This is a genomic window from Paraburkholderia sp. J41, assembly GCF_905220235.1.
Lineage (GTDB): Bacteria > Pseudomonadota > Gammaproteobacteria > Burkholderiales > Burkholderiaceae > Paraburkholderia.
Genome location: NZ_CAJMZE010000039.1, coordinates 26748 through 49873, shown reverse-complemented (window position 1 = coordinate 49873; position 23126 = coordinate 26748). Strand labels below are relative to the sequence as shown.

At 64.3% G+C, this 23126-nt stretch carries 20 protein-coding genes, 1 tRNA gene and 1 pseudogene; 10 read left to right on the top strand and 12 right to left on the bottom strand.

Annotated elements, in window-relative coordinates:
* Positions 1–67: 67 nt before the first annotated feature.
* Positions 68–2131 (bottom strand): polyphosphate kinase 1, encoded by a 2064-nt coding sequence (ppk1, locus tag U5805_RS27555; RefSeq protein WP_322106674.1) that lies wholly within the window; start codon positions 2129–2131, stop codon positions 68–70.
* A gap of 260 nt (positions 2132–2391) precedes the next feature.
* On the opposite strand from ppk1, the gene ppx reads away from it, so the two are divergent.
* Entirely contained in the window at positions 2392–3993 is a 1602-nt protein-coding gene (gene ppx, locus U5805_RS27550; RefSeq protein WP_322106673.1) for an exopolyphosphatase, read from the top strand.
* A 117-nt stretch (positions 3994–4110) separates the two neighbouring features.
* Here the strand turns inward: ppx and U5805_RS27545 are convergent, their stop codons facing one another.
* The 5 genes and pseudogenes from U5805_RS27545 to U5805_RS27525 form a co-directional block, all read right to left on the bottom strand.
* Positions 4111–4929 carry a GNAT family N-acetyltransferase gene (locus tag U5805_RS27545; protein WP_322106672.1) on the bottom strand — a complete coding sequence of 273 codons (819 nt, stop codon included), beginning with the start codon at positions 4927–4929 and terminating at the stop codon, positions 4111–4113.
* A gap of 171 nt (positions 4930–5100) precedes the next feature.
* Positions 5101–5574, bottom strand: coding sequence for a SixA phosphatase family protein (locus U5805_RS27540; RefSeq protein ID WP_322106671.1), 474 nt, complete (start codon positions 5572–5574; stop codon positions 5101–5103).
* 601 nt (positions 5575–6175) lie between these two features.
* Complete coding sequence (locus U5805_RS27535; RefSeq protein WP_322106670.1) at positions 6176–6973, bottom strand: hypothetical protein; 798 nt, start codon at positions 6971–6973, stop codon at positions 6176–6178.
* Positions 6970–7290, bottom strand: a complete 321-nt coding sequence (locus tag U5805_RS27530; protein WP_322106677.1) for a hypothetical protein — start codon at positions 7288–7290, stop codon at positions 6970–6972. Before U5805_RS27530 ends, U5805_RS27535 begins: the two co-directional genes overlap by 4 nt.
* A gap of 48 nt (positions 7291–7338) precedes the next feature.
* Positions 7339–7557: pseudogene (locus U5805_RS27525) on the bottom strand (PAAR domain-containing protein); the annotation flags it as partial.
* Between the two features lie 342 nt (positions 7558–7899).
* On the opposite strand from U5805_RS27525, the gene U5805_RS27520 reads away from it, so the two are divergent.
* Positions 7900–8028, top strand: a complete 129-nt coding sequence (locus tag U5805_RS27520) for a hypothetical protein (RefSeq protein ID WP_322106669.1) — start codon at positions 7900–7902, stop codon at positions 8026–8028.
* Between the two features lie 90 nt (positions 8029–8118).
* Here the strand turns inward: U5805_RS27520 and U5805_RS27515 are convergent.
* Positions 8119–8195: transfer RNA gene (locus U5805_RS27515), tRNA-Pro, on the bottom strand.
* 190 nt (positions 8196–8385) lie between these two features.
* Here U5805_RS27515 and imuA point away from each other — a divergent pair.
* From imuA to U5805_RS27500, 3 genes are read left to right on the top strand one after another with little or no spacing between them, the layout of a single operon-like run.
* Positions 8386–9255, top strand: a complete 870-nt coding sequence (gene imuA, locus U5805_RS27510; protein WP_322106668.1) for a translesion DNA synthesis-associated protein ImuA — start codon at positions 8386–8388, stop codon at positions 9253–9255.
* Entirely contained in the window at positions 9152–10774 is a 1623-nt protein-coding gene (locus tag U5805_RS27505; RefSeq protein WP_322106667.1) for a DNA polymerase Y family protein, read from the top strand. The genes imuA and U5805_RS27505 overlap by 104 nt, the downstream gene beginning before the upstream one ends.
* Positions 10775–10803: 29 nt before the next feature.
* On the top strand, positions 10804–14247 hold the full coding sequence (locus U5805_RS27500) for an error-prone DNA polymerase (RefSeq protein WP_322106666.1): 3444 nt from the start codon (positions 10804–10806) through the stop codon (positions 14245–14247).
* A 60-nt stretch (positions 14248–14307) separates the two neighbouring features.
* Here the strand turns inward: U5805_RS27500 and U5805_RS27495 are convergent, their stop codons facing one another.
* The gene (locus U5805_RS27495; RefSeq protein ID WP_322106665.1) at positions 14308–15237 is read right to left on the bottom strand and encodes an SDR family oxidoreductase; all 930 of its coding nucleotides are present in this window, start codon (positions 15235–15237) and stop codon (positions 14308–14310) included.
* Positions 15238–15248: 11 nt separating this feature from the next.
* Positions 15249–15455 carry a heavy-metal-associated domain-containing protein gene (locus U5805_RS27490; RefSeq protein WP_322106664.1) on the bottom strand — a complete coding sequence of 69 codons (207 nt, stop codon included), beginning with the start codon at positions 15453–15455 and terminating at the stop codon, positions 15249–15251.
* Between the two features lie 175 nt (positions 15456–15630).
* On the opposite strand from U5805_RS27490, the gene cueR reads away from it, so the two are divergent.
* The 3 genes from cueR to U5805_RS27475 all read left to right on the top strand — a co-directional run bounded on the left by cueR (position 15631) and on the right by U5805_RS27475 (position 17139).
* Entirely contained in the window at positions 15631–16056 is a 426-nt protein-coding gene (cueR, locus tag U5805_RS27485) for a Cu(I)-responsive transcriptional regulator (RefSeq protein ID WP_322106676.1), read from the top strand.
* Positions 16057–16392: 336 nt separating this feature from the next.
* The gene (locus U5805_RS27480) at positions 16393–16539 is read left to right on the top strand and encodes a DUF3563 family protein (protein WP_322106663.1); all 147 of its coding nucleotides are present in this window, start codon (positions 16393–16395) and stop codon (positions 16537–16539) included.
* Positions 16540–16854: 315 nt separating this feature from the next.
* Entirely contained in the window at positions 16855–17139 is a 285-nt protein-coding gene (locus U5805_RS27475; RefSeq protein ID WP_322106662.1) for a hypothetical protein, read from the top strand.
* A gap of 125 nt (positions 17140–17264) precedes the next feature.
* Here U5805_RS27475 and U5805_RS27470 read toward each other — a convergent pair whose 3' ends face one another.
* Positions 17265–18110, bottom strand: a complete 846-nt coding sequence (locus U5805_RS27470; protein WP_322106661.1) for a 23S rRNA (adenine(2030)-N(6))-methyltransferase RlmJ — start codon at positions 18108–18110, stop codon at positions 17265–17267.
* Between the two features lie 242 nt (positions 18111–18352).
* The gene (locus tag U5805_RS27465; protein WP_322106660.1) at positions 18353–19324 is read right to left on the bottom strand and encodes an aldo/keto reductase; all 972 of its coding nucleotides are present in this window, start codon (positions 19322–19324) and stop codon (positions 18353–18355) included.
* A 313-nt stretch (positions 19325–19637) separates the two neighbouring features.
* On the opposite strand from U5805_RS27465, the gene U5805_RS27460 reads away from it, so the two are divergent.
* Both U5805_RS27460 and U5805_RS27455 read left to right on the top strand, forming a co-directional pair.
* Positions 19638–20441 (top strand): 3-hydroxybutyrate dehydrogenase, encoded by an 804-nt coding sequence (locus U5805_RS27460; protein WP_322106659.1) that lies wholly within the window; start codon positions 19638–19640, stop codon positions 20439–20441.
* A 26-nt stretch (positions 20442–20467) separates the two neighbouring features.
* Entirely contained in the window at positions 20468–21721 is a 1254-nt protein-coding gene (locus U5805_RS27455; protein ID WP_322106658.1) for a patatin-like phospholipase family protein, read from the top strand.
* A 97-nt stretch (positions 21722–21818) separates the two neighbouring features.
* Here U5805_RS27455 and U5805_RS27450 read toward each other — a convergent pair whose 3' ends face one another.
* Positions 21819–23018 carry an amino acid aminotransferase gene (locus tag U5805_RS27450; protein WP_322106657.1) on the bottom strand — a complete coding sequence of 400 codons (1200 nt, stop codon included), beginning with the start codon at positions 23016–23018 and terminating at the stop codon, positions 21819–21821.
* Between the last annotated feature and the right edge of the window lie 108 nt (positions 23019–23126).

The following is a 23126-nucleotide window of genomic DNA, read 5'->3' as shown; positions in this document are numbered from 1 at the left end:
GCCGCTTCTTCGAAGCGGCTTTTTTGCGCGCGGGAGTCGCGCGGAAGCGGGCGCGGCGAGGACGGCCTCAAGGGCAGAACTTCGCCAGCAGGCTCATCTGGGCGTTGCGCACGGCCTTGCCCGCGCGACGGCGGCGATAGTGGCCGTCGCTTTGCATGAGCCACGCCGCCTGGTTGTCGCCGATGAAGGTCGAAAGCCCTTCGGCGATCACGCGGCGTTTGAGGCGCCGGTCGTGGATCGGGAACGCAACTTCGACGCGGCGGAACAGATTGCGGTCCATCCAGTCGGCGCTGGAAAGATAGACGTTTTCCTTGCCGCCCGCATAGAAGTAATAGATGCGATGGTGTTCCAGGAAGCGCCCGACGATCGAGCGCACCGTGATGTTCTCCGAAAGCCCCGGTACGCCCGGCTGCAACGAGCACACGCCGCGAATGATGAGGTCGATCTTCACGCCCGCCTGCGAGGCTTCGTAGAGTTCGTCGATGACCGTGGGTTCGAGCAGCGCGTTCATCTTCGCGACGATGCGCGCCTTCTTGCCCTCGCGCGCGGCTTCGGCTTCGGCGCGAATCGACTCGATCAGCTTCGGATGCAGCGTGAACGGCGACTGCCACATTTCGTGCAGTTGCAGTTCGCCGCCGATGCCGGTGAGCTGCTGGAACACGTGATGCACGTCCTCGCACATCTTCGGCTCCGAGGTCATGAGGCCGAAGTCGCTGTAAAGGCGCGCCGTGCGCGGGTGATAGTTGCCGGTGCCGAGATGCACGTAGCGGCGCAGCGCCATGCGGCCGTTCACGGGAACGCGGCGCACGATCAGCATCATCTTCGCGTGGCACTTGTGGCCGACCACGCCGTACACCACGTGCGCGCCCACGGCTTCGAGCTGCGAGGCCCAATTGATGTTGGTTTCCTCGTCGAAGCGCGCGAGCAGTTCCACCACCACCGTGACTTCCTTGCCGTTGCGCGCGGCCTGCATGAGCGCGTCCATGAGCGGCGAGTCGGTGCCGGTGCGGTAGATGGTCTGCTTGATCGCGACGACGTTGGGGTCGTTGGCGGCTTGCAGCAAGAGCTCCAGCACGGGCTGGAAGCTCTCGTACGGATGATGCAGCAGCACGTCGCCGTGATCGATCACGTCGAACATGTTCGCGGTCGTGGTGATGCGCTGCGGAATCGAGGGCACGTGCGGCACGAATTTGAGATCGGGCCGGTCGACCATTTCGGGCAACTGCATGAGGCGCACGAGATTCACGGGGCCGTCGACGAAATAGCAGTCCTTTTCGTTGAGGCCGCTTTCGTCGAGCAGCCGCTTGACGAGATGCGGCGGCGTTTCCGCCGACACTTCGAGCCGCACCGCGTTGCCGAGATGGCGCGCGGGCAGTTCGCCTTGCAGCGCCACGCGCAGGTTCGTGATTTCGTCTTCGTCGACGAAGAGTTCGCTGTTGCGCGTGATGCGGAACTGGTTGCAACTGCGCACGACGAGGCTCGGAAACAGTTCGCCGATGAAGCGTTGCAGCAGCGAGCCGAGCAGCACGAAGCCGTGCTGGAACCCCGACAGTTCCTGCGGCATGCGCACGAGGCGCGGCAGCGCGCGCGGCGCCTGCACGATGCCCATCACGGCCTGGCGCCCGAATGCGTCCCTGCCTTCGAGTTCGACGACGAAGTTCAGGCTCTTGTTGAGCACGCGCGGGAACGGATGCGCGGGATCGAGCCCGATCGGCGTGAGCACGGGCAGCAGCTCGTCGAGGAAATACTTGCGCGCCCAGGCGGTTTGCGCCTCGTTCCAGGCGTCGGTGCCGTGAAAGTAGATGCCTTCCTGTTCGAGCGCGGGCAGCACGGTGTCGTGCAGCATGCGGTACTGGCGATGCACGAGGCGCTGCGCGCGCTCGACCACGAGGTCGTAGACGTGTTGCAGCGACATGCCGTCGGGCGAGAGCACGCCGGGATTGTCGCGCATCTGCTCCTGAAGGCCGGCCATGCGCACTTCGAAGAATTCGTCAAGATTGCTGCTGGTGATGCAGATGAAGCGCAGGCGCTCCAGCAGGGGAACAGCGGGATCGGACGCCTGTGCGAGCACGCGCTCGTTGAATCCCAGAATGCCCAGCTCGCGATTCAGTAAGGGGTAGCGGATGGACATCGGTAATGAAAAGGGAATTTCGGGGGATGATTCGAACGGACGCTCGGAAATTCTCACAGTAATATGACTTTATTGTGACATTCGGCGTGTCATCAATTCGACGCCGCACTTTCACGAAATCTTAAACGCCTCGCGCCATCATGCACAGTGGACGAAAGTAACTATGTGTATGACGAATTACGGTTAATCCGCGGGGTCAACGCGCCCGCAAACGGCGCACGCGAGCGAGAGGTGCCATCGTGAAGTCGGGTACGCTTAAAATGATGCTTTTGGACAGCGCGGCCGCGGCGCAGCAAGCCCGCATGGCCGCGCGTTCGTCGGTATTCGCACGCATGGAGCCCGCCCCCTCGATGGTCACCAATCCCCAATTGCTTGCCGCCGTCGATCTCGGCTCGAACAGCTTCCGGCTGATCGTGGGCCGCGTCGAGGAAACCGACGCCGGCAGCCAGATCTACCCGGTGGACGCCTTGCGCGAGCCCGTGCGGCTTGCCGCCGGCCTCTCGAAAGACAAGCTGCTCGACCGCGCCTCGCAGGTGCGCGGCTGGGACGCGCTCAAACGCTTCGGCGAACGGCTGCGCGACTTCCACCCAGATCAGGTGCGCGCCGTGGCCACCAACACGCTGCGCGTCGCCAAGAACGCGGGCGAATTCCTCGCCGAAGCCGAAGCGGCGCTCGGCTTTCCGATCGAAGTGATCGCCGGGCGCGAGGAAGCGCGCCTCATCTACGCGGGCGCGGCGCATTCGGTGCCGGCGAGCGCGGGCAAGCGTTTTGTCGTCGACATCGGCGGCGGCTCGACGGAATTCATCATCGGCTCGCATTACACGCCGATCCGCATGGAAAGCCTCTATATCGGCTGCGTGAGCCATAGCCGCCAGTTCTTTCCCTCGGGCAACGTCGACGACTACACGATGCGCCAGGCCGAACTCGCGGCGTCGCGCGAGATCCAGATCATTTCCGCCGACTATCGCAAGACCGGCTGGGATCAGGCGATCGGCTCCTCGGGCACGGCGCGCGCGCTCGCGGAACTCGTGGAGGCCAACGGCTTCAACGATCCCGGCATCTCGCACGGCATTTCGCGCGGCGGGCTGGAGCGCCTGAAGCGCGCGCTCATCAAGGCCGAGAACGTGAACCGGCTCAAGCTCGTGGCGCTCAAGCCCGACCGCGTGCCGGTGCTGGCGGGCGGCCTCTCGATCATGATCGCGGTGTTCGACGAGCTGGGCATTGATTACGTCGACACCACCGACGGCGCATTGCGTCTGGGCGTGCTGTACGACCTGCTGGGCCGCTCGCAGCACGAGGACATGCGCACGGTCACGGTGGAAGGCTTCATGCGCCGCTATGGCGTGGATCGCGCGCAGGCGGGCCGTATCGCCGAACTGGCCGTGAAGTTCTACGAGCAGTTCGACGAACCCGACGAAGAACGCCGCGCAGAGAACCGCATGTTCCTCACGTGGGCCGCTTCGCTGCACGAGATCGGCTTGTCGATTTCGCACAGCGCGTATCACAAGCATTCCGCCTATATCGCCAGCAATGCCGACATGCCGGGCTTCTCGCGCACCGACCAGGCGCGTCTTGCCGCGCTCGTGCTCGGCCATGTGGGCAAGCTCGGCAAGCTTTCGCAAACGCGCGACGTGGAATGGCCGCTGCTGTTCTGCCTGCGCCTTGCGGCGCTGCTGTGCCGCCGCCGCGCGGACGTGGGGCTGCCGCACATCCAGGTCGAGCAGGAGGGCAGCGGCTACGAAGTGCTGCTGCCGAACGCGTGGGTGTCGAACAATCCGCTTACCGATTACAACCTCGTTCAGGAAGCGGCGGAGTGGGGCAAGGTCGGCATTCCGTATCGCGTGGTTTATACCGAGGAATGAGCGGCGAATCGGCACGCGTTGCAAGTAAAAAACCGGCTCGGTGGCGAGCCGGTTTTTTTTGCGCGGTCGATTCGATGCGAATGCGGTGTGGACGCGAGGAGGACGCGATGCTGAGCGTTAGCGCGCCATGGCGTCGCCGAGGAAATGCCGCGCATAACGCTCGTTGATTTCCGAGAGACGGAACAGCGTGAGGAAATCGGCGGTATTGAAATCGGGGTCCCACGCGGGGGCGCCGCAAATTTTCGCGCCAAGGCGCAGATAGCCCTTGATGAGCGGCGGCGGCACGGCGGCGGCGCCGGTGCGCAATTCCTCGACGGGCAGTGGCGTGTGCGGGAACGCGCGATATTCGGGGTCGGTCAGCGCGTTCGCGCCGAGCGAGGCGTACAGATTGGCCGCGTAGTGGCCGCCGTCGGCCATCGCGACGCTCGCGCAGCCGAGCATCGTCTCGTAGCCGTTTTGCTTCATGTACGCGCCCAGACCACCCCAGAGCGACATGATGACCGAGCCGCTGCGATAGTCGGGGTGTACGCACGAGCGGCCCACTTCGACCATTTTCGGGCGCAGATGCGCGAGGCGCGAAACGTCGAATTCGCTTTCGGCGTAGAGGCGGCCGATGCGCATGGCCTCGTGCGGCGGCAGCACGCGGTAGGTGCCGACGACCTTGAGCGTGTCGAGGTCGCGCACGATCAGATGATCGCAATACGTGTCGAAGGCGTCGACGTCGAGGCCGGCGGGGCCCGTGAGGCGCGCGCCCATCTCTTCGGCGAACACACGGTAGCGCAGGCGCTGCGCTTCGCGCAGTTCCTCGTCGCTGCGAGCCCACGTCACCTGCAGGCGATGCTGCGCGGTGACCGTTTCTTCGGCGCGCGGCAGTCGCCGGTGCGACTCGAACATCGTCGAGGCGAACGGCAGGGGAGGCATCGGCAGATCTCGCATGGGGCGTCCTGGTCGAAAGGTAACGGAACTTTTGCGGCCAATGTAGTAAGACGCGGTTACGGTTGCATGGCAACGCAATGACGATTCGATGACGTCATGTAAGCCGATGGCAAGCACCGGGCCTGTGGCGGCCCGGCCCGGCGAGCAAAGGCGTTGCGAGGAAGGCGGGGATCAGACGAGGTCGGGGGTGATGGCGGCGTGCAGCACGGCTTGTTCGTCGCCCAGGCGTTCGCGGCTCGCGATCCAGAGCACGCCCGCTTTCTTGACGGCCCAGCCGCGCGGGTGGGCGCCTTCGGCGGCGGCGTCGAGCAGATGCGCGGCCACTTCGCCGAGCGTGGGCTGGTGGCCGACCACCACCACGGCCGGCGCGATGCCGCCGGGCCAGCCGGCAGCGGCGAGCACGGCATCGACGCTCGCATCCGGCGCCAGTTCGCGCACGACGCGATACTGGTCCGTGAGTGCCTCGGCGGTCTGGATGGTGCGCGCGGCGGGACTCGCGAGAATTAGCGCGTCGTCGGGCAGGCGTGCGCGCAGCCAGCGGGCGACGCTTTGCGCCTGTTTGCGTCCGCGCGTGGTGAGCTGGCGGGCGAGGTCGCTGGAGGCGATGTCTTCGGCTTCGGCGTGCCGCCAGAGGATGAGGTGCATGGCGTCTCCTGGTTGTGTAGGGGCGTAGGCTTGAACCGGGGTTGAGCGAGCGGCGTGCCGCGCTGGTTTATGGTTTTCGCGACGCGCGTTCGGGTGGGCTCTGGGGTTCTTTCGTGGCTCCTGATGGTTCTTCCTTATGGTGCATGCGTTGGGGTGGAGATCCATTCGAGAGCCACTGCGGACGGGTACGCCACTACTGCCCACCGCGTACTAGCCCTAATTTCAAACGTGTTTGGCTTTGGAGCACAACCCAGCCACCGGCGTGGGAAAGAGTGCTGAACACTCCCGGGATCGCTTCCTTCAGGGCACCGAGCTGCCGCACTTCTTCATGGCACTAAATGCGGAACCCCACGAATGTACCTGCACGCCGCAGTCGACTATCGAAGGACAAAATAAGAAATTGCACTTGCGACGAGAGCTACAGCAGAACCATAGAGCCAGGCTTTCGTTCTCAGGAAATCGAGCTTGGAGACGGGGGGCTCATTTGAGCCATCAAGGTCCCAGTAATCCACACCTGGCTCCCCCATGACATTAATTAGAATAATCACCGCAGAAATGGCGAAGACAATGAATATGACTAGAAAAATAAGCATGGACATGGTTAGTTGCTCATCCAGTCTATGAACACAGGAAGCTCTTCCTGATACATGTCGTTAGCAGCCTCAGCGGCCATGCCACCGACATTGCTTCCAATGAGAACCACGGCGGCAGCGCACAAGGGCTCAGCAGGACCACAGATAAAGGACGCACCCAGCCCAGCGACGACGCCCCCAATCAGGCCGCCTGCAATGATGCTTCCCTGCCTTGCAACCTCTTTGACCTTGTCCTTGGCATTTATGACTTCACCCGTCGCCAGAATCGCAGTGACGAGCACCGCAACCCGAGCACCAATCTGAAGTCTGCGAACCTTTGTCGTGACCTTGACACTACCCTGACCCGCTTTGCTCAAGACCTTGTAGTAGACCGCATTCCGTTCCTCTACAGTCAGATTGACAAAATCTTTCTGATAAAGCTCGTGAGAGTATTTATTCAGGTAGTAGTCGAATCCTCTTGCATGAAGCTTGAGTTTTTCCGCCTGGGCGAGACCCAGAGCAGAAGTGTATTTTCGATACTCCACAAATATCTTGTCACGCAGACCACTGCAATATTCAGCCCCTTCTTTGACCGTCATATTGCCGTTGGTAACTTCCTCCCTTACCTGGTCAGAGAGCATGCGGATATGTTTCACATACTGCTGACGCACGGCATTGTCGAAAATGGCATTGGTTGCAAAGAGGTTTGCAACTGACTCGAAGTCTTTTATGGCTGCTTCGAGAATCGCACTTTCGATAGCGTGAGTCGTCTGAGTGTTGTAGGAACCCTCAGCGACAGCGTGATTAGCTGGTTTGACTTCGCTCATGCCTGTCCCACCATCGCGGAAAGAAGACTGCCCATGACTGACGTGCCGTCAGTCTGAGGCTCAGAATGGACAACCTCTAATTTCTGGCAGGCTGAAGCATTGGGGCGCTCGAAATGCACCTTGTTACCGGAGTCAAACACTCCTTCCTGCATCGAGCCGTCTGAGAAATGGGCACGGCAACGCAAGCCTTCGCAACTGCCCGCATCGTTCAGGGCAAAGCGTATCCAATGATCCCCAGTCGGCGTGTCGGCCAGCAGATTGCCAGTTGGACTATAGCCCATGCTGGCAAGCTCATGACCTTGAATGGTCTCATACATGGACGATTGGGAAGCAATCATGACAGGAGGTGGGCTGCACCTGCACTGACAGATATCGTCCTGCAGAGCCCGCATTTTGCCCATCATGACAACAGGCAGACGCGGACCTTTGGCGACAATCTGGCCCGTGGACTTGCAAGCCGGGCAGCTAACATGAGCACCTACAAAAGTCAGTGCTTGCCCTTCATGGGAAACGAAGTGAATCCCCTCGATAACAGTTCCTCCCGCTGAGGACTTGTCACCGACCCTCAAATAATTTCGTTGCACGCCGAATCTCTCAGTTTCTTGATATTAAGTCTGAGAAAACTAGCACAGGCAATACGGCACAGTCAAAATTTAATTTTTAAGCTCTTTCAGTCATTCACTGGGCATTGTTTTGTCTCGCTTACGGCTTCGGAATTTCGGAGGATGGCGAAACGTCAAGCCAGTCTGAAAGCGTTTTAATCTTATCGGCAATCAATTCGCATATTCCGTTGCTGTTCCTGTTGAGGTATGCGGAAGCACTCTATTGCTTGTGGTGAATTTTATATCCTTCCTTTGATCAATATAAAATAGATTTAGGCGATAAATTGCCAAAAAATTGATCTATTTTTATAAAGGAAGAATTCGATGTTTTATCTCACAGAAAACCACGTTCGTATCGCTGTCGATCGGGTTGGCGGTCCTACCAAGACGGCAAACCTGGCTTCCGTCAGCAACGCGACGATCCACAACTGGCTGAAAGCCGGACGTATCTGAGGGATCCAGAGGTTCGACGGGAAATCAACGGGCTGCGTACCCCGGCCGGAAATAAAAAGGGGTTAGCCGAAGCTAACCCCTTGATATTACTGGTCGGAGCGATAGGATTCGAACCTACGACCCTCTGATCCCAAATCAGATGCGCTACCAGGCTGCGCTACGCTCCGACGAATCAGCGATTGTATCGGCTAAGCTCGCGCACCGTCAAATCCTTCGCACGAAGGCTTTCTTTCCCCGCTCTCCACGCATCCTGAAAAATACTGTATAAATATACAGGAATGGACGTGCCGTCCCGTTCTTGCCATGCCCCAATTTCGTTGCCGGGCAGGGCGAGGTATTCCCCGAACTTCCTGAAACATGGCCGCAGCCCTTCAGCTCACACCGCCGTCCACGGCGCAGCTTGCCGCGCATTTGCCGCCCGGCTTGCAAAGCCGCGTCTGGCAAGGCGATCAGCTCGCATATGCGAGCGAGCGCTCGGTGCCGAGCGGCCACGCCGCGCTCGACGCCCAGTTGCCGGGCGCCGGCTGGCCCACGGGCAGCCTCACGGAGCTGCTCGTGGAGCACGGCGGCATCGGCGAAATGCGGCTCGTCGCGCCCGCGCTGCGCGCGCTCACGGCGCAGTCCGGGCGGCACGCGATCCTCGTTGCGCCGCCGTGGCAGCCGTACGCCTGCGCGCTCAAGGCATGGGGCGTCGCGCTGGAACGCGTGATCTGGGTGCGCGCGAGCGAGGACGAGGCGGGCTGGGTTGCCGAGCAGGCGCTCAAGCAGGAGGGCATCGGCGCGGTGCTGCTCTGGCAGGCAAAGGCGCGGCCCGACACGGTGCGGCGGTTGCAGGTCGCCGCGCAGGATTCGCAGGCGCTCGCGTTTCTCATGCGGCCGCCCGCCGCGCGCAACCAGTCGTCGCCGGCACCGTTGCGCATGACTTGCACGCCGGTGGCGCCGCCCGCCGACGGCACGCTGAACCGGCGCGAATGGATGCAGCACGCCGCGCTTTCGGTCGACATTTTCAAGCGCCGCGGGCCGCCGCCCGCGCAACCCCTCGTCATCACTTTGCCGTTGCAGGACGCGGTGCTGCCCCAGCCGGACGCAGCATCGGGCGTCATGCCGTGGCCCAAGGTCAATCATGCTGTGGATCGCCGTCACCTTGCCGCTGCTGCCGCTGGAGGCCGTGAGGCCGCCGCTGCCGTCCCCGTCGTTCCCGCCGCCGCTGTTGCGCCCTTCGGATGATGGCGGCAGTGCCGATGCCGCCGCCGCGCCGCGCTGTTATGCGCTCGCCGACCACGCGCGCATCCTGATCGCCGATCTCGATGCGCTGCGCCTGGGCGTGGTGGCCGGCGGCACCCGCGCGCACGCGCTGGCGCTCGCGCCGGGGCTCGTGCTGCTCGAAGCCGATCCGGCGCGCGAGACCCGCGCCTTCGAGGCGCTGGCGCTCGCCTTGCTCGCGTACACGCCGAAGGTGTCGCTCGCGCCCGCGCCGCTGCCGCATACGGTGCTGCTCGAAGTGGGCTCGGGGCTGCGTCTTTTCGGCGGCGTGCGCGCGCTGCTCGCGAAGGTCGCGGCCACGGTCGCGGATTGCGGGCACGTCGCGCGCATCGCCTGCGCGCCCACCGCGTGGGGCGCATGGACGCTCGCGCAAGCGCGCGCCACGCAAACCTCGCGCCGCTGGCGCGTGCTCAAGGATGCGACGCTCGCGCGCACGCTCGACGCCTTGCCGGTCGGGCTCGCGCCGTTCGCCGCGCAGCACGACCACGCGCTTACGCAGATCGGTTGCGCGACGCTCGGCGATTTGCGGCGCCTGCCGCGCGACGGCATCGTGCGTCGTTTTGGCGACGGCGTGCTCGCGTGGCTCGCGCAGGCGCGCGGCGAGGCGCCCGATCCGCGCGGCTGGTTCGAGGCGCCGCCGTCGTTCCAGGCGTCGCTCGAATTGCAGGCGCGGGTGGAAAGCGCCGAGGCGCTGCTGTTCGCCGCGCGCCGCCTCGTGATGCAACTGGCCGGCTGGCTCGCCGCGCAGCACGCGGCGCTGGCGGGTTTCGAATTGCGTCTCGAACACGAACTGGCTTCGCGTCATGCGCCGCGCACGTCGAGTCTCGCCATCGCGTGGGCCGCGCCTTCGCGCGACGCCGACCATTTGCTGTGGCTGCTGCGCGAGCGGCTCAATCAGACCCAACTCGCCGCGCCCGTCATCGGCCTCGCGCTCGTGGCTGCGGACGTGAGCGATTACGCCGCGCCCACCGACACGCTGTTTCCGATGGCGGAAGCCGCCGAAGCCTCGCTCGGCCAACTGTTCGAGCGCATCGGCGCGCGGCTCGGCGAGCAGAACGTGTTGCAGCTTTTCGTCGAGGACGATCACCGGCCCGAGCAGGCGATGTCGGCACGGCCGTGGCGCGCGGAGAAAGCGAAGGGCGGCGGCAAGCCGCGTCGGCCGAAACAGGCGGCGCAAGCGCGCGAGGACGCGAACGCGCCTGTGCAAAGCGCGTTCGATCTGCCCGAGGTGCCGTTGCCCGCGCAGCCGCGCCCGGCGTGGCTGCTCGAAAAGCCGCTCAAGCTCGCGACGCGCGGCGACCGGCCCATTTATCGCCGCCCGCTCAAGCGCCTCACGCGCACGGAGCGCATCGAGTCGGGCTGGTGGGACGGCGAGAGCGTCGAGCGCGACTACTATGTCGCCGCCGACGATCAGGGCCGCATGTTCTGGCTGTATCGCGAACGCACCGGCGGCCAGTGGTATTTGCAGGGGCTGTTCGGTTAGCGCCCCGCGTTTTTGTTTTCACCGTCACCATGTCGAATCGCGCGACGCCCGGCTCGCCGCCTGCGCAATCATCGGCGCAGTTTCCCGATTACGCGGAGCTGCATTGCCTGACTCATTTCTCGTTCCTGCGCGGCGCGTCGCGTCCGCGCGAACTGGTCGAGCAGGCGATCCTGCACGGCTATCGCTCGCTCGCCATCACCGACGAATGCTCGCTCGCCGGCGTCGTGCGCGCATGGAGCGCGCTCAACGAGTACGACGCGGCGCGCAGGCAGGCGCACACCGAGGCGACGCGCGCGGCCCGTTTGCTCGGCGGCGACGTGCCCGCGCCGTTCAAACCGTCGCTGCATCTCATCATCGGCAGCGAACTCCATCTCGTCGACGAGCACGGCGCGCCGTTTTGCACGCTCGTCGCGCTCGCGATGAACCGCGAGGGCTATGGCAATCTTTGCGAGCTGATTACGCTTGCGCGTTCGCGGGCGCCGAAGGGCAGCTATCGCCTGCATCCCGCCGATTTCACCGAGCCTCAAGGCGATCTCGCGCATCTGAAGTATCTGCGCGATTGCGTGCTGCTGCTCGTGCCGCAAGGTGCGGCCACGCCCGCGCAAACCTTGCGCGCCGCGCACTGGCTCGCCGGTTTCGCGGCCGAGCGTGCGTGGCTCGCGCTCGAGCTTTGGTACACCGGCAATGACGACGCGCAGCTCGACGTGCTGCGGCACATTTCGCAGGAAAGCGGCTTGCCGCTCGTCGCCGCGGGCGGCGTGGTGATGCATGCGCGTTCGCGCAAGCCCTTGCAGGACACGCTGAGCGCGATTCGCATCGGCAAGCCGCTCGCCGCGTGCGGGCGCGCGCTCGAGCAGAATGCCGAACGCCATCTGCGCTCGCGCTTGCGGCTTGGCAATCTGTATCCGCGCGACACGCTCGACGCGACGCTCGCGGTCGCGCGCCGCTGCCTGTTCGCGCTCGACGAACTCGCCTACGAATATCCCGAGGAAATCGTGCCGACGGGCGAAACGCCCGCCACGTGGCTACGCAAGCTCGTGGAGCAGGGCGCGCTCGAGCGCTGGTCCGACGGCCTCAACGAGAAGCGCCGCGCGCAGATCGAGGAGGAACTCGCGCTCATCGCCGAACTGAAATACGAAAAGTATTTTCTGACCGTGCACGACATCGTGCGATTCGCGCGCTCGGAGAACATTCTTTGCCAGGGGCGCGGCTCGGCGGCGAACTCGGTGGTGTGCTATTGCCTGAAGATCACCGAGATCGACCCCGTGCGCATGAACATGCTGGTCGCGCGCTTCCTGTCGCGCGCGCGCAATGAACCCCCCGATATCGACGTCGATTTCGAACACCAGCGCCGCGAAGAAGTCATTCAGTACATCTACCGAAAATACGGCAACCGCCGCGCGGCGCTCACGGCCACGCTCATTTCGTATCGCGCGCGCAGCGCGTTGCGCGACGTGGGCAAGGCGCTCGGGCTCGATCACGCGCTGGTCGAGAAGCTATCGGGCGCGCACCAGTGGTGGGACGGCCCCGATTCCATCGCGCATCATCTCGCCGAAGCGGGCTTCTCCGCCGAATCGCACGTCACGCAGCAGCTCATACGCCTGACGCGCGAACTGCGCGGCTTTCCACGCCATCTTTCGCAGCACGTGGGCGGTTTCGTGATCGCGCGCGACAAGCTTTCGCGGCTCGTGCCCATCGAGAACGCGGCGATGAAGGACCGCTACGTGATCGAATGGGACAAGGACGACATCGACGCGCTGCGCCTGCTCAAGGTCGACGTGCTGGCGCTCGGCATGCTTTCGGCGATCCGGCGCGCGCTCGAATTCGTCGCGCTGCGGCGCGGGCTGCCCGAGTTCCGCGTGCAGGACGTTCCGGCCGAAGATCCGGCTGTCTACGAAATGTGCTGTCACGCGGACACCGTGGGCGTGTTCCAGATCGAATCGCGCGCGCAGCAAAGCATGTTGCCGCGCCTGAAGCCGCGCGAGTATTACGACCTCGTGGTTCAGGTGGCGATCGTGCGGCCGGGGCCGATCCAGGGCGACATGGTGCATCCGTATCTGAAGCGCCGCGAGCAGGCGGAGCCGGTCAAGTACGAGAAGGACGAACTGCGGCCCGTGCTCGAACGCACGCTCGGCGTGCCGATCTTCCAGGAGCAGGTCATGCATCTCGCCATGGTCGCGGCCGGTTATTCGGGCGAGGAAGCGGACCAGTTGCGCCGCGCGATGGCCGCGTGGCGCCGCGACGGCGATCTGCGGCCGTATCAGGCCGATCTCAAGCGGCGCATGATGGAGAACGGCTACGAGGCGGAATTCGCCGATCGCATCTGCAAACAGATCGAGGGTTTCGGCGATTACGGCTTTCCCGAAAGCCATGCGGCAAGCTTTGCGATGCTCGTCTACACGAGTTCGTGGATCAAGCGTTACGAGCCTGCCGCATTTCTCGCAGGACTGCTGAACAGTCAACCGCTCGGCTTTTATTCGCCGTCGCAACTCGTGCAGGATGCGAAGCGCCACGGCGTACCGGTGCGCGCGCCCGATATCGCAACGAGCGACTGGGAGTCGGTGCTGGAAAGGCGCGGGCGGCCGGGCGTGCGTCTAAACGCCGACACCGCGCGCACGCGCCGGATTCGGACCGCGCATTATCGGGCGCTGCTGGGCGCCGCCGTGGCGCGTACAGACGCGCCGCGCTTGTGCCGTTTCATGCGTTACCACTGGCGTCTAAGACGCATACGCGTCACGCTGGCCCCGGCGCGTTATGGATTCAGCGGGCCGGCGGTGCGGCTCGGCTTCAGTCTCATCAAGGGCTTTTCGGAGAGCGCCGCGCTGCGCGTGATGGCGGCGCGCGCCCAGGCGCCGTTCACCGACGTCGACGATCTCGCGCGCCGCGCCGCGCTGACACGCCGCGAACTGGAAGCGCTGGCGGCAAGCAATGCGCTCGAAAGTCTTGCCGGACATCGGCGCGAGGCTTGGTGGGCCGTGACCGCGCAGCATGCGGTGCCCGAACTTTTGCGCGACGCGCCGGTTGATGAAGCCCGGATCGACTTGCCGCGCGCCTCGGAAGGCGCGGAGATCGTCGCCGATTATGCCAGCCTGCGCCTCACGCTCAATCGCCATCCACTCGAACTGCTGCGGCCGGGACTCGCGAAGCAGCGCTTTCGCAGCGCGGCGCAACTCGGGCATTGCGGTCACGGCAGGCGCGTGCGCGTGTGCGGCATCGTCACGGTGCGGCAACGGCCCGGCACCGCGAACGGCACGATTTTCGTTTCGCTGGAGGATGAAACCGGCGCGATCAACGTGATCGTGCATCCGAAGCTTGTGGAGGCGCAGCGCCGCGAGCTGCTCGGCTCGCAATTGCTGGCGGTGGAAGGCGTGGTGCAGCGGCAGGGGCCGGTCGTGCATCTGGTCGCGCACCGGCTCGAAGATCACAGCCGGCTGCTGGGGCGGCTCGCGACCACGAGCCGGGATTTCCATTGAGCGAGCCACGAAGCGCGCGGCGCTCGCTGCCGCGCGCCGAGTGGCCGCAACGCCGATGACTTAAGGTTGGCCGCCTGCGTGCTCGAAGGCGTCGATCACCGCGCGAATCGCCGCGTCGAACGGCGTGCGCCGCCCGATTCCCAACGCTTCGAGCCGGCTCGAATCGAGATGGCAATCGCGCGGACGCGGCGTCGCATCGGCGTGCGCGGGCTGCGCATCGAGCCGCGCCTGCACGCCGAGCGCCTGCGCGAGTCGTTCGGCGATATCGAACTTCGTCATGGGCTCGTCGCCGGACCAGTGCGCGATGCCGTTCACCGGCCGGCCGTCCGCGCAACGCAGCAGCAACTCGCGGATCGCGAACGCCACGTCGGGCGTGAAGGTCGGATAGCGCGTGGCCCACGCGTCCATCGGCGCGGCTTGCGCGCCCGGCCGCGACGAAGCGACGACGGCCGGCACGAGGCTCGTCACCGCCGACTCGTGCCAACCCGAAGTCGCCGCGCAAACCGGGCCGAACAGCAGCGGCAAGCGCAGTACGAGCGCGTTGCCGCCGCCTTCGAGCAGCGCGCGTTCGCCTTCGAGCTTGCTGTGGCCGTAGGCGTTGAGCGGATTGGGCGTGTCGTCGACGCGGTAGGGCGGCTTCGTGCCGTCGAACACGTAGTCGGTGGAAATCGACAGCACCCACGCGCCACGCGCGCGGGCCGCCGCGCCGACGTGGCGCACCGCGTCGACGTTGAGCGCGCGGGCTGCGGCCGGATCGCGCTCGCAGACATCCGGGCGGCGCTCGGCGGCGGCCAGCACGATCGCGTCGGGCGCTTCGCGCTCGACGAACGCCCGCACCGCCTCCGCGTCGCGCACGTCGAGCACGCGTGTGGCATCGCGCGCGTGGCGAAACGCGGTGGGCACGACTTGCCAGGCCGTTTCGGCGCCCAGCTCGCGAACCACGGCGCGCCCGAGCAAGCCCGACGCGCCGATCACGGCAACCTTGAACATGGCGCGTTCCGTCAGACGTCGGCGCTGCCGGTCACGGTATAGCCGGCTTCGTCGATCGCGTTCTTGAGCGCATCGGCGCTTTGCGTCGACTCGACTTTCACGCGGCCGCCCGCAAGATCGACCTCGACCTTCGCCTGCGCGTCCTGCTCGTGAATCGCGCGGGTGACAGCGCCCACACAGTGCTGGCAGCTCATGCCTTCGACGTTGAACTCGATCATCGTGTCTTCCTTTTCAGTGAGTGAAGCGGACTGTGAAGCGTGCCGTGAAGCGGACTGTGAAGCCCGCTGAAGCCGTCGCCGGATTATGCCAGCCGCCTCGAATCGCCATATTGGACCTTCCTATGATGGGAAGGTGTACGATCGAGGAATCGGCCATACCCCTGCGGAGAACGGCGTGAACATCGGCGAAGCGGCCCGGGAATCGGGCGTTACGGCAAAAATGATTCGTTACTACGAGAGCGTCGGTTTGCTCGCGCCGAAAGGGCGCACGGAATCGGGCTATCGCGTGTACGGCATGGAGGAAGTGCATTCGCTGCGCTTCATCCGTCAGGCGCGGCGGCTGGGATTTTTCGTCGAGAATATCCGTCGCCTGCTGGCGCTGTGGCACGACCGCTCGCGCGCAAGCGCGGAGGTCAAGTCGATCGCGCTCGAACACGTGGCCGAACTGGATGAGCGTATCGCCGAACTCACGCAGATGCGCGACACGCTTGCACACCTCGCTGCCCACTGCCACGGCGACGACCGGCCGGATTGCCCGATCATCGAACGCCTCGCGAGCGAAGCGCCGCTTGGCTGCGAGGCCTGCGATTCCCCGCACTGAGCCGGTGTGACGAACGGCCGCGAACAGGTGTAACTCCCTCCGTGCCGAAGGTGCAACCCGATTTGGACAAATCGACGCAGCCGCTTCTGGATTTCGCACAAATATGGTGCGTATTTTTTTGGAAAATACGCGCGGCGCATGAAATTCGAAGGAAATGAGTCGATAAAACATGATGTTGCCCATCTTTCTATGGCTTGCATTCCAGAATGGAATGCACTGCATTCGTGCAATTCACTGGCAAATTTGGGTGCAACCGCTATAATGCGGGTTATCCCTTACGAGGGTAATCCCTGATGCTAATCACCGGGGACTGCCGAATCCTTGGAGCACACCATCATGTTTGCCTACCTTCTTGAAAAGCTGAGCACCTGGTTTGAAACTGCGGAACGTCGCCGCCGCGAGTCGTATCTCGCTTCGTCGGCCGACATCGTGCAACTCGAACAGCGCATTCGTTCGATCGAATCCAGCGGCTACTCGCTGTAAGCCGTTCCCGATCTCGATCACGATGAAAAGCCCCGCATTGGCGGGGCTTTGTCATTTCTGGCCGCCCGCTGTCGTGCCGCTTGCGCACGTTCCCTTGAGTTGATCCGCGCTTTCGACAAGAAGAGTCTGAGCCTTACCACTGCGGTAAGGTAAAGTCTTTTTTGCGATAAGCCGTCATAGCAGGGAAGTTGCTTACTTCGGGGGCCATTCATGGTGACAGACCGTATTTTTCAGGGCGTTCGCGCGTCCGCTCGCCGTGCAAGGCGAGGCGCGCACGGCGCGTGTGCGGCGGTATGCGCAGCCGTTTTCGCCGGTATGTGCGCGAACGCGCTGGCGGCAGGACAACCTCTGATTCTCGATTCGCAACGCGGCATCAACGACGGACAGCCCGGCGTGGTGCTGCAAAACGCGACGCTCGGCAGCCGGCAAATGGTGCCGATGCAGCAATTGGGCGGCGTGGAGCCGCCGCAGCAGCCGTATATCGTCGCGCCGTACGTCGATGCTTCGGGCGGTAACGGCGGTGGTGGTGGTGGCCGCCCGCATCCGCCGCATCGTCATTCATCGACGGCGCATTCGACGGCGCCGGGCGGGCCGCAATGATCGCCGCAGTGGCCTCCCAAGCCGTGGCCTCCCATTAAGGACACGGCGAGCGAATCGTGCGATGGCGCCGCGCAAGCGGCCTCGATCATCGCAACCGACCGGCATTGCGCGGGCCGCGTTAGCCTTCAATCTCCGCGCGCTTCGATCTTGAACTGCGCGCCAGCGTCCTTGCCCAGCGTTTTCACGAGCCACGGCAACGCTTCTTTCAACGCAGCCTGAAGCGTGTACGGCGGATTCAGGATGAACATGCCGCTGCCGTACAGGCCAAAACCGTCCGAGGGCGGATGGCTCACCGAAAGCGTGACGTGCAGCCAGTTCTTTTCCTGCAAACGCTTGAGCTGGTCGGGAAACCGTTGCGATTCGGGGCGTGTGACCTGCGGATACCACACGGCGTACGTACCGGTGGCGAAGCGCGCAAGGCTTTCCTCGACACACGTGAGCGTGCGCGCGTAATCGCGCTTGTCCTCGAACGACGGATCGATCAGCACGAGCGCGCGGCGCGGCGGCGGAGGCAGCAGCGCCTTGATGCCGTCGAAACCGTCGCCTTCGTAAATCATCACGCGGCGGCCCGCGTCGTGGAAGCGATGCCGCAGTACGTCGATTTCGGTGCTGTGCAGTTCGAAAAGGCGCATGCGGTCCTGTTCGCGCATGAGCCTCCACGCGAGATACGGGGAGCCGGGATAGAAGCGCAATTCGCCGTCGGCGTTGAGCGCCGCCACTTCGTCCACGTAGTCGGCCAGCATCGCGGGCAGGTCGTTGCGCCCCCAGAGCTTGCCGATGCCCGTGTCGAATTCCGCGTTCTTCGTGGCGTAACCTTCGCGCAGTGCATAGGCGCCGGCGCCCGCGTGCGTGTCGAGATACCAGTAAGCCTTGTCCTTCTTGCCGAGATACTGCAACAACTGCACGACGACGGCGTGCTTGAGGACATCGGCGTGATTGCCGGCGTGGAAGGCGTGACGGTAGCTCAGCATGATGGGCGGGACGCGGGGTCCGTAGAAAATCGGAGGAAGCGGGCAGCGCGTGCTTCACGCCGCTGGCCGCGCCGGGCGCACGGTCGGGCAGGGTGCGCGCGGTGAGGTCGCGTATTGTACGTCACGCGATGCGCCGCGCGAGCGCCACGGCTCGACGCGCGTCCCGGCGGCATGGCGCGGACAATGTGCGCTCGTGCCTCCCGCTTGCGATTTGCAATTTGCGATTTGCGATTCGCTTCGGCTCAGTTGTAAGCGTCGCCGACGATCGCCTCGATCTTCTCCTTCACCTCGGGCGTGATTTTTTCGGCCACTTCGATCGCCTTCATGTTTTCGCCGATCTGCTCGATGCGCGAAGCGCCCGTGATGACCGTGCTCACGTTCGGATTCTTGAGAATCCACGCGAGCGCGAGCTGGCCGACCGTGCAACCCAGCGCTTGCGCGAAATCGCCCAGCTTGCCGACGATCTCGTTCTTCGCCGAATCGGTCACGCTCTTGCGCAGCCAGTCATAACCTTGCAGCTCCGCGCGGCTGCCCGACGGCACGCCGCCGCGATACTTGCCGGTGAGCAGGCCGGACGCAAGCGGGCTCCAGGTCGTGAGGCCGAGGCCGATGTCTTCGTAAAGGCGGCGGTATTCGTCTTCCACGCGCTTGCGATGAAACAGGTTGTACTGCGGCTGCTCCATGACCGGCTTGTGCAGATGATGACGTTCCGCAATTTCCCAGGCGGCGCGAATCTCGTCCGCGCTCCATTCCGACGTGCCCCAGTAGAGCGCCTTGCCGCGCGAGATCATGTCGCTCATCGCCCAGACGGTTTCCTCGACCGGCGTGTTCGGGTCGGGACGATGACAGAACACGAGATCGACATAATCGAGCTGGAGCCGCTTGAGCGAGCCGTCGATGGCGTTCATCAGGTATTTGCGGTTGAGCGTGTGGAACTGGTTGGGCGCTTCGTTCAATCCCCAGAAAAACTTGGTGGAGACCACGTAGCTCACACGCGGCCATGCGAGTTCCTTGAGCGCCTGACCCATGAGTTCTTCCGACTTGCCGCCCGCGTAGACTTCGGCGTTGTCGAAGAAGTTGACGCCCGCGTCGCGCGCCGCCGCGAGCGATTCGCGCGCGAGTTTCGCGTCGACCTGCGTGCCGTAGGTGACCCAGGAGCCGATGGACAGTTCGCTAACCTGCAGGCCGGAGCGGCCCAAACGCCGATAGTTCATGAACGCCTCAATCAGGATGGTTGCGGTGAGAGTTCGCCAAGCTAGCACGTTCGCGCGGCAGACGCCGGGTGTGCGCCGCTCGTGCAGCGCGGCAAAACACCCGCGAAGCGCCTTCAAGGCACGTTAACGCGCGACAAAGGTTTGTCCGTTTCAACGCTTCGCCAAAGCCGCTTCATGCACAATAGCGCCGTTGGCCGCGGCGCACCATTCGGCCGGACGGCATAAGCCATTCGTCAGGTTTGACGCTGCACGCGCCTCGCATTCATGCTGTTCCCCTGAACTTCGTTGCAGTCCACTCATCTGGAGGTGCCCGATGTCGTCTCTCTCCCTCAATACGAAACTCGATGGCAAGGTCGCGGTCGTGACCGGCGCCGCAAGCGGCATCGGCAAGCAGATCGCCCTCACGCTCGCGCAGGCGGGCGCCGCCGTCGCCATCGCCGACCTGAATCAGAGCGGCGCCGACGCCGTGGCCGAAGAGATCAAGGGCGCGGGCGGCAAGGCCATCGGCGTTGCCATGGACGTCACGAGCGAAGAGGCCGTGAATGAGGGTATCGACCGCGTGGCGGCCGAGTTCGGCTCGATCGACATTCTCGTTTCGAATGCCGGCATCCAGATCGTGAACCCCATTGAAAACTACGCGTTTTCCGACTGGAAGAAGATGCAGGCCATTCACGTCGACGGCGCGTTCCTCACCACCAAGGCCTCGCTCAAGCACATGTACAAGGACGATCGCGGCGGCGTGGTGATCTACATGGGTTCGGTGCATTCGCACGAGGCGTCGCCGCTTAAGTCGGCGTATGTCGCGGCCAAGCATGCGCTGCTCGGTCTTGCCCGCGTGCTTGCAAAGGAAGGCGGCAAGCACAACGTGCGCTCGCACGTGGTTTGCCCCGGTTTCGTGCGCACGCCGCTGGTCGAAAAGCAGATTCCCGAGCAGGCGAAGGAACTCGGCATTTCCGAGGAAGAAGTGGTCAAGCGCGTGATGCTGGGCGGCACGGTGGACGGCATCTTCACGACCGTCGAAGACGTCGCGCAAACGGTGCTGTTCCTGTCGGCGTTCCCGTCGGCCGCGTTCACGGGCCAGTCGTTCGTCGTGAGCCACGGCTGGTTCATGCAGTAACGCATCGTCATCCGGGAGGCGCGGCCATGGCGCAACGCAAGAAAGGGCAGATCCAGTCGAGCGCGGTGGGCGAGGAAGCCGCCGTGCACACGAGCGCGGCGTCGCGCCCGCACGTTTCGCGCTGTAGCGCCGAGTCGCGGCAGTGGGAAACCGTCGCGCTCACGCTGCAAGGCGGCGGCGCGCTTGGCGCATATCAGGCGGGCGTCTACGAAGGGTTGTTCGAAGCCGGCGTCGCGCCCAACTGGATCGCGGGCATCTCCATCGGCGCGTTGAATACGGCCATCATCGCGGGCAATGCGCCCGAGCATCGCGTGGCGCGTTTGCGCGAGTTCTGGGAGACGATTTGCCAGCCCGCGTTCACGCCGCCGCTGCCGCCGTTCGTCGAACATGCGCTGTTCAATTCCGGCGAGGCCGTGCGCAAGACCTTCACGGCCATGCAGGCGGCGGGCGCGCTCGTCGAAGGGCAGAAGGGCTTTTTCGTGCCGCGCTTTCCGCCGCCGCTGCCCAACGCGTCGGGGCATCCGGAGAAGGCGAGCTATTACGACACCAGGCCGCTCAAGGCCACGCTCGAACGGCTTTGCGACTTCGACCGCATCAATTCCGGCGAAACGCGCGTCTCGGTGGGCGCGGTCAACGTGGGCAGCGGCAACTTCGTCTATTTCGACAATCGCACTACGGTGCTGCGGCCCGAGCATTTCATCGCCTCGGGCGCGTTGCCGCCGGGGTTCGCGGCGGTGGAGATCGACGGCGAGTGGTACTGGGACGGCGGGCTCATGTCGAACACGCCGCTTTACGAAGTGATCCAGACCACGCCGCGCCGCGACACGCTGGCGTTTCAAGTCGATCTGTGGAGCGCGCGCGGCCCGGTGCCCGACAACATCACCGACGTGCAGGGCCGCATGAAGGACATTCAGTATTCGAGCCGCACGCGTATGGTCACGGACATGCTGCAACGTTCGCAGCGTTTTCGCCATGTGCTGCGCGAAGTGCTGGAACGCGTCGCGCCCGATCATCGCGAAGACCCATGGGTGGCGCTCGCCGACGAACTCTCGTGCTCGAAGCAGTACAACGTGATCCACCTCATTTACCGGCACAAGGAATACGAGGGGCACTTCAAGGACTACCAGTTCGGCATTTCGACCATGCGCGAGCATTGGGAAAGCGGCTTGCAGGACATCCGCGCCTCGCTTTCGCAGCCGGGCTGGCTCGAAAAACCCGACAACGACGCGGGCTTCGTCACGCACGACATTCATCGCGATCGCGTCGTGCGCGATCTTTAGCGCATCGGCTTGCGCCGCTTGTCCGGCGCACCAAAACAAACGGCGCCCGTTCCGAAGAACGGGCGCCGTTTTCACAGGCGCTTCGCGTGGCGCGTGCTTATTTCAGCACTTGCGCGACGGCGCCGGCCACCACGTCGAGATTGCGCGTGTTGAGCGCGGCCACGCAGATGCGGCCCGTGCTCACGGCGTAAATGCCGAACTCTTCGCGCAGGCGGTCGACTTGCGCCGCCGTCAGGCCCGAGTACGAAAACATGCCGCGCTGCACGTTGATGAAGTTGAAGTCGCGGTCGACGCCGGCGGCCGTGAGGCGCTCGACGAGGCCCGTGCGCATCGCGCGGATGCGGTTGCGCATTTCGCCGAGTTCGGCCTCCCACATCGTGCGCAGTTCGGGCGAGCCCAGCACGGCCGCGACCACCGAGCCGCCGTGCGTGGGCGGGTTCGAATAGTTCGTGCGGATCACGCGCTTGAGTTGCGAGAGCACGCGCGCCGATTCTTCCTTGCTCGACGTGATGATCGAAAGCGCGCCCACGCGCTCGCCGTACAGCGAGAACGACTTCGAGAACGACGACGACACGAACACGTTGAGTTCCGATGCCGCGAAGAGGCGCACGACTTCGCCGTCTTCCGCGATGCCGTCGCCGAAGCCCTGATAAGCGATGTCGAGGAACGGCACGAGGTTGCGCGCCTTCACGACTTCGATCACCTGCTTCCACTGGTCGACCGTGAGATCGACGCCCGTGGGGTTGTGGCAGCACGCGTGCAGCACGATGACCGTGCCCGCGGCGTAGCCGTTGAGCGCCGAAAGCATGCCCTCGAAGTTCACGCCGTTGGTTTGCGCGTCGTAGTACGGGTACGCGACGACTTCGAAGCCCGCGCTTTCGAACAGGGCGCGGTGGTTTTCCCAGCTCGGGTCGCTGATCGCGACCTTGGCGGACGGATTCACGCGCTTGAGGAAGTCGGCGCCGATCTTGAGCGCGCCCGTGCCGCCCAGCGCCTGCGCCGTGACGACGCGGCCGGCGGCGATCAGCGGCGAGTCGTCGCCGAGCAGCAGCTTCTGCACGGCCGCGTCATACGCGCCCAGACCTTCGATCGGCAGATAGCCGCGCGGCAGACCGGCTTCGACGCGGGCCTTTTCCGCCTCGCGCACCGCGCGCAGCAGCGGGATCTTGCCTTCCTCGTTGGTGTACACGCCCACGCCGAGGTTCACCTTGGTCGCGCGTGCGTCGGCGTTATAGGCTTCGTTCAGACCCAGGATCGGGTCGCGAGGGGCGAGTTCGACTGCGGAAAAGAGGGACATGATGGTTCGGCAAAAGTGAAGGAGGAAGCTCGGTGGTCCGCACGCGCTACGGGTGTCTCGTTACTTCGGTGGCGCCGGTCGGTGGTCTCGACGCGGCGCCGGGCGGCC